The sequence below is a fragment of the Micromonospora foliorum genome (assembly GCF_022229015.1).
Lineage (GTDB): Bacteria > Actinomycetota > Actinomycetes > Mycobacteriales > Micromonosporaceae > Micromonospora > Micromonospora foliorum.
The window spans coordinates 1-6,851 of record NZ_JAKKFF010000107.1 but is presented as its reverse complement, the minus strand read 5'-3'; the positions used below and the strand labels follow the sequence as shown (position 1 = coordinate 6,851).

The window sequence follows — 6,851 nt, the reverse complement described above, 5'->3', positions numbered from 1 at the left end:
GCGCAGGTAGTCGGTCAGCTCGGCCAGGCCGGTGTCGGCGTGCCAGCGCAGCGGCAGCACGTACGTCATCGGTAGGCGGACCGGCGACGTGCCGGCGCCCTCGTGATCGACCTCCGACCGGCGTGCGGCGGGCCGGACGTCTCCGGTAGGGCTGAACGAGGACATCACAACTCCGTGGCGGACAGGTTCGCGGTCGGTGTTGAGCAGCATCTGCCCGCATTTCCGTCGATCAAACAGCGGGTCGTTTCGACTGCCGGGCCGCGGGTAGCGCTGCCCTAAGAGCTGTCCATGCCCGGTTGTCCGGGTGGAGGAGAGAGACGTGATGACCAACAACGGAACCAGGTGGGCGCTGCTGGGCGTCACCGCGGCGACGGCGGTCGGCGTGGGCCGGGCGGCGGCGCGCCGTCGGCGTCGGCATCAGCCGGAGCGGCAGGACGGCTGGTACGTGGTGCGTCGCGGGGTGACCGTGGACCGGTCTCGAGACGACGTGATCGGCTTCTGGACCGATCGTGAACGGCTGGACCGCGCGCTGGCCGGGTGGGCCACGCTGGAGCAGCTCGACGAGCGGCGTTGGCGGTGCGTGGCCCGCGACCGGGCCGGCGGTGAGACGCAGTGGCGGGCCGAGATCACCGTGGAGGAGGCGGGCACCCTGCGGTGGCGGGTCGAGGACGGGCCGATGCCGCAGCTGGGGCGGATCGAGCTGGCCGAAGCCCCGCAGGGGCGGGGCACCGAGATCCGGGCCGAGCTGCGCTACCGCTCCGGGCCGGTGCGTCGGTTGGCCGGCCTGGTCGGCGGCGACGAGCCGGACCTGGCGCTGCGGGACGCGCTGCGGCGGGTGAAGGCGCTGATCGAGTGTGGCCAGGTGGTGGACACCCGGAACGACCCGTCCGGCCGGAGCCCTGGCCAGGAGAAGGCGACCGACAAGGTGCGGGAGACGTTGATGACGGGAGGACGGGCGTGAGGGCGCTCTGCTGGGAAGGCGTCGGCAAGCTGGTTGTCCGCGACGTGCCGGAGCCCCGGATCCGCGCCGAGGGAGACATCATCGTCCGGGTCCGGGCCAGCAGCGTCTGCGGCTCCGACCTGCACCTGATCAACGGGTACCTGCCGGCGATGCGGGAGGGGGACATCCTCGGCCACGAGTTCATGGGCGAGGTGGTGGAGACCGGCCCCGGCGTACGGCGGCACCGGGTCGGCGACCGGGTGGTGGTGGGGTCGGTGGTCGCCTGCGGTGGCTGTTGGTACTGCCGGACCGAGCAGTACTCGCTCTGCGACAACTCCAATCCGCAACCGGTGTTCACCGAGAAGCTGTGGGGGCACTCGCCGGCCGGCATCCTGGGCTACTCGCACGCCGCCGGTGGCTACGCCGGATCACACGCCGAGTACATCCGGGTGCCGTTCGGCGACCTCGGCGCCTTCGCCGTACCCGACGGGGTGCCGGACGACTCGGTGGTGTTCGCCTCCGACGCGATGCCCACCGGGTGGATGGCGGCGGACTTCTGCGGGCTCACCGGCGGCGAGGTGGTGGCCGTCTGGGGTGCCGGTGGCGTCGGTCAGATGGCAGCCCGTTCGGCGCAAGTCCTGGGCGCCGAGCGGGTCATCATGATCGACCGATTTCCGGATCGGCTCGCCACCGCCACCGAACGGATCGGGGTCGAGACGATCAACTACGCGGAGACCGACGTGCTGGAGGCGCTGCGCGAGCTGACCGCCGGGCGCGGGCCGGACGCCTGCATCGAGGCCGTCGGGATGGAGTCGCACGACGTGGGGCCGACCTACGCGTACGACCGGGTGAAGCAGGCCGCGCGGTTGCAGACCGACCGTCCGACCTCGGTCCGTCAGGCGATCATGGCCTGCCGCAAGGGCGGCACGGTGAGCATCGTCGGTGTGTACGCAGGTCTGGTCGACAAGTTTCCGCTCGGCGCGGCCATGAACAAGGCACTGGTGCTGCGGATGGGGCAGATGCACGCGCAGCGCTACATCCCGATGCTGCTCGACCGGCTGGCCACCGGCGAGATCGATCCCGGTTATCTGGCCACCCACCCGCTCTCCCTGGAGCAGGGCGCCCAGGGGTACGAGCTGTTCGAGAAGAAGGAAGACGGCTGTCTGCGCAGCGTCCTGCATCCCTGACGGGCTGGGCACACCCGCCTCGCCGGTCACCGCTGTCGGCGGGGCGGGGGTCAGCCGGTGCGGCGGACGTTGGTGAGGGTCAGGCCGAGGGGCGGCAGTGCGGGCATCCGGTGCAGGTCCAGGGCCAGGTTCTGGACGGGGACGTCGTAGCGCATGGCGGCGGTCAGGTTGGTGACCGCCCGCTTCATCAGATCGATGGTGATCCACTCGCCGGCGCAGCGGTGCCCGGCCCAGTGGTCGCCGCCGCCCTGCGGGATCAGCTCGAACGGGTCCACCCGCCGGCCGGCGAACCGTTCCGGGCGAAACAGCTCCGGTTGGGGCCAGAGCGTCGGGTGGTGGTTGGTGCCGTAGAGGTCGAGCAGCACCCGGCGGCCCTTCGGAAAGTAGTGGCCCTGCCAGTCGAAGGACCGCCGGACCCGGGCCGCCGCCATCGGGAAGAACGGGTAGTAGCGGCGCACTTCCTGGACGAAGTGCTCGGTGGCCTCGTCGTCGCCACGTACCCGTTCCCGCCAGGACGGATGGTCGTGCAGGGCGAGCGCGGCGAAGGCGATGTACTGGTCGACGGCGACCACCGGGCGTAGCAGGTTGAGCAGCTCCACGGCCGCGATCCGCCGGGGGAGGAGGTTGCCGCGCTGGTCCCGGTGCTCGGCGATCACGGCCAGGGCGCTGCCGGGCGGCGCCGGGGCGAAACCGACCCGGGTCCGTTCGATGAGGTCGGCGAGCCAGCGTTCGGCGCGGTAGCGGGCCAGCCGTCCCCGCCAGTGCCGGGGGCCGATCACCGCCGGAGCCTCGATCATGGCGTGCAGCTCGACGGCGCGGCGCTCGACCTGCGACGCGGGCAGCGGCACCCCGGCCCAGGCGCAGACCACCCGGGTCAGCAACCGACCCAGCTCGTCGTAGAGCGACACCGGGCCGGCGCCCTCCCAGGCGGTGATCCGGGTTTGCCACTCGTCGTCGAAGAGCTGGCCGAGCCGCTGGACCGCCGCCGGTGTCATGATCGACATGAACATGGCCTTGCGGTCGGAGTGCTCCGACCCGTCCAGCCCCTGTACCCCGCCCCGACCGGTAAGCGTCCGCTGCACCCGCAGCGGCATCGCGGTGGCGCGTTGGAAGCGGTCGTTGTCGTAGAACAGCTCCGCGGCCGGCCGGCCGCGCAGGCAGATGGTCGGGGCGAGCAGGATCCGGGTCCGGAAGACGTCGCTGCCGTACCGCTCGCAGCGCTCGCCGACGAACCGGTAACCGGCGCGGAGCAGTGCGAGGGTGCTGTCCGGGCTGCGGTCGGCCGGCATGGTGGCCATCGGGTCTCCTCACACGCAGGTGCGGCTGGTCGCCGTCGACCACTGCGCTTACCCCCGTCGACGCCGCTGAATCCCGCCCGGCTGGCCCCTCCCAGGGGCGGCGGAACCTGGTTTGCTGCTGGTGGGACAACCACGGGGAGGGCGGATGCGCGACAACAGATCGCCGCACTGGCGGCAGCGGCGAGCGGCCGGGGCACTGGGCGGAGGCCGCGACGGCCGGTCGCTGATCGGGCCGCCGCGGCGGCCCACCCGTCCGCACCGGTTCTTCACGGTGCACCTGGGCTTCACCGCGCCCGGCCCGGCCGAGGCGCGCGAGTTGGCCGTGGCGTACGCCGAGGCGCTGAGCCTGCTCCGCCCGGAGGTGGCACTCGGGGCGGCGGCCCTGTCACCGGCGGACGCCTGGCAGCGGGCCGAGCGGCTGTTCTGCGGCGCGGTCGGCCCGGACGGTGAGCGCTGCGTCGACGTGGCCGACCATCCGGGCTTCCACCACGCCCCAGGCCCCGGTGGCCTCGGCTGGGGCGACGGCGACGGTCCCGGCGATGGTTGACCACCAGCCCCGGGTGGCCGATCCGGGAGTGCGCCGGCCGGCCCGCCCGCGTGGCCGTGCCGGTGTCCCGACCACGGGCACCGGCACGGCCATCCACCGCCGACGGGTCGGCGGGCACGATCAGTCCAGGTCGAACTCGCCGTCCTGCGCGCCGGCCACGAAGGCGTCCCACTCGGCCTGGGTGAAGACCAGCACGGGCCCGTCCGGCTCGGCCGAGTTGCGCATCCCGATCAGGTCGTCGACGAAGGCGACCTCGACGGCGCTGTCGGAGGTGTCCCCCTCGGCCCGCTGCCAGACCGCCCGAGAGAGGTCGAAGTCGCCCTTGGGGTGCTGCGCCATGGTTCTTTCCTCCAGTGCCGAGGGTCGTGTGGTGACCGGGTGCCGATCCCCATCGGGCAGGATAAGCGGATGCCGAGCCTGACCCGTGTAGAGGCGACCGCGCGTGGCGCGGCGATTACTGTCGAGTCCTATCAGGTGGACCTCGACCTGACCGGCGACGGCGATCTGTTCCGCTCCCGCGTCGAGATCCGCTTCTGGGCCACCGTCGGCGCCGCGACCTTCGCCGAGGTCAAGCCCGCCAAACTGCTCGGCGTACGCCTCAACGACCGCGACCTCGATCCTGACCTGCTCACCGACAACCGGCTGCCGCTCGACGACCTGGCCACGGAGAACACGCTCGTCGTCGAGGCCGAGATGGCGTACTCCAAGACGGGGGAGGGGATGCACCGCTTCGTCGACCCGGCCGACGGCGAGACCTACCTCTACGCCGAGTCCTTCCTCGACAACGCGCCGCGCGTCTTCGCCGCCTTCGACCAGCCCGACCTCAAGGCCCCGATCACCCTCTCGGTCACCGCGCCGCCGCAGTGGATCGTCGCCGGCAACGCCGAGCTGGCCGCCAACCCGGCCCCCGGGCGCTGGGAGTTCGCCCCGAGCGCGCCCCTGGCCACGTACTTCTTCTCGCTGATCGCCGGGCCGTACCACGTCCGGCGGGCCGAGCACGACGGCATACCGCTGGGCATCTACTGCCGCCGGTCGCTCGCCGAGCACCTGGACGCCGACGCCGACGAGATATTCACCGTCACCCGGCAGTGTCTGGACCGGTTCCACCAGCTCTTCACCGAGCGCTACCCGTTCGGCAAGTACGACCAGGCGTTCGTGCCCGAGTTCAACAGCGGCGCCATGGAGAACCCGGGCCTGGTCACCTTCCGCGACGACTACGTGTTCCGTTCGGCGGTCACCGACACCCAGCGCGAGCAGCGGGCCGGCACCATCGCCCACGAAATGGCCCACATGTGGTTCGGTGACCTCGTCACCATGCGCTGGTGGGACGACCTGTGGTTGAACGAGTCGTTCGCGGAGTACCTCGGCACCCGGGTGACCGCCGAGGCGACCCGCTTCGATCAGGCCTGGACGACCTTCGCCATGCGTCGCAAGGCCTGGGGGTACGCCGCCGACCAGCGGCCCTCCACCCACCCGATCGCCCCGCAGGAGGTGGCCGACGCCGAGGAGGGCCTGCTCAACTTCGACGGCATCTCGTACGCGAAGGGGGCCAGCGTGCTGCGGCAACTGGTCGCGTGGCTCGGCGACGAGGCGTTCCTCGCCGGCCTGAACGCGCACTTCGCCGCACACCGGTTCGGCAACGCCACCCTCGCCGACCTGCTGGCCAGCCTCTCCGCCAGCAGCGGACGGGACCTGTCCGCCTGGGCGGAGCTGTGGTTGCGCCGACCGCAGGTCAACACGCTGCGTGCCGAGGTCGCCGTGGACGCCGACGGCCGCTACACCGAGGTGGCCGTGGTGCAGACCGCGCCCGAGTCGTACCCGGTGCTGCGTCCACACCGGATCGGCGTGGGGCGCTACGCGACGGACGGCACCGGGCGGCGCGACGAGGTGGACATCGACCCGAACGCCGACGGGGGCCGCACCGTGCTCGGTGCGCTGACCGGCGAGCCGGCGGCCCGGCTGCTGCTGCTCAACGACGGTGACCTCACCTTCGCGAAGGTACGCCTCGACCCGGCGTCGGCGGACGCCGTCCCGCAGGTGCTGCCCGCGCTGACCGACCCGCTGGCGAGGGCGGTGCTGTGGCGCGAGGCACTGGACGCGGCGACCGACGGCGAGCGGCCGGTCACCGGCCTGGTCGACCTGATGGTCGCCGCGCTCCCCGCCGAGACCGAGGTGATCATCGCCGAGGACGTGCTGACGCTCAGCCGGTCCCTGGTCGACCGCTACCTCGACCCGCTGGCCCGCTCCACGGCGCTGGCCAGGGTCGCGGGGGCGTGCCAGCGGCTGCTCGACGGCGCGCCGGCCGGGGAGTCGCTGCAGCTCGCCGCCGCACGAGGTTGGATCGCCGCGACCACCGATGCGGATCTCCTCGTCGGTTGGCTCGCCGGCCGGGACGTGCCGGCCGGTCTGAAGGTCGACGCGGAGCTGCGCTGGGCGGTGCTGCGCCGCCTGGTGGTGCTCGGCGCCGCCGGCGAGGCGGAGATCGCCATCGAGGCCGCCGCCGACAACAGCTCCACGGGCGCGGAACGGGCCGCCCACTGCCGGGCGGCCCTGCCCGACCCGGTGGTCAAGCAGGCGACCTGGGAGATCATCCTGCGGGACACCGAGCTGTCCGGTCGGCTGCTGGAGGCGATCGCCGAGGGGTTCTGGCAACCCGAACAGGCCGACCTGACCGCCGCGTACGTCGATCGGTACTTCGCGGAGATGCCGGCCGCCGCGCACCGGCGTACCGCCTGGACGGCCGACCGGGTGGCGGCCCTGGCGTTCCCCCGCTACGCCGTGGCGCAGCCCACCCAGGAGGCGGCCGCGGCGCTGCTGGCCCGCGACGACCTGACTCCCGGCCTGCGCCGGGTGGTGACCGACGCCGACGACGACCTGCG

6 protein-coding genes are annotated in these 6,851 nt (G+C 72.7%); 4 read left to right on the top strand and 2 right to left on the bottom strand.

The window, feature by feature from the left end; genetic code table 11:
• Positions 1–322 precede the first annotated feature (322 nt).
• Entirely contained in the window at positions 323–961 is a 639-nt protein-coding gene (locus tag PSH25_RS09870) for an SRPBCC family protein (protein ID WP_238658731.1), read from the top strand.
• On the top strand, positions 958–2,127 hold the full coding sequence (locus PSH25_RS09865) for a zinc-dependent alcohol dehydrogenase (protein WP_238658730.1): 1,170 nt from the start codon (positions 958–960) through the stop codon (positions 2,125–2,127). Before PSH25_RS09870 ends, PSH25_RS09865 begins: the two co-directional genes overlap by 4 nt.
• A 50-nt stretch (positions 2,128–2,177) precedes the next feature.
• Here PSH25_RS09865 and PSH25_RS09860 read toward each other — a convergent pair whose 3' ends face one another.
• On the bottom strand, positions 2,178–3,425 hold the full coding sequence (locus PSH25_RS09860) for a cytochrome P450 (protein WP_238658729.1): 1,248 nt from the start codon (positions 3,423–3,425) through the stop codon (positions 2,178–2,180).
• A gap of 145 nt (positions 3,426–3,570) precedes the next feature.
• Between PSH25_RS09860 and PSH25_RS09855 the strand changes: the two genes are divergently transcribed.
• Positions 3,571–3,972: a hypothetical protein gene (locus PSH25_RS09855; protein ID WP_238658728.1), complete on the top strand. Its 402-nt coding sequence runs from the start codon at positions 3,571–3,573 to the stop codon at positions 3,970–3,972.
• Between the two features lie 120 nt (positions 3,973–4,092).
• Here PSH25_RS09855 and PSH25_RS09850 read toward each other — a convergent pair whose 3' ends face one another.
• Positions 4,093–4,311 (bottom strand): DUF397 domain-containing protein, encoded by a 219-nt coding sequence (locus PSH25_RS09850; RefSeq protein ID WP_030336536.1) that lies wholly within the window; start codon positions 4,309–4,311, stop codon positions 4,093–4,095.
• A gap of 69 nt (positions 4,312–4,380) precedes the next feature.
• Here PSH25_RS09850 and pepN point away from each other — a divergent pair.
• A partial coding sequence (gene pepN / locus PSH25_RS09845) for an aminopeptidase N (RefSeq protein WP_238658727.1) occupies positions 4,381–6,851 on the top strand: 2,471 nt, incomplete at its 3' end.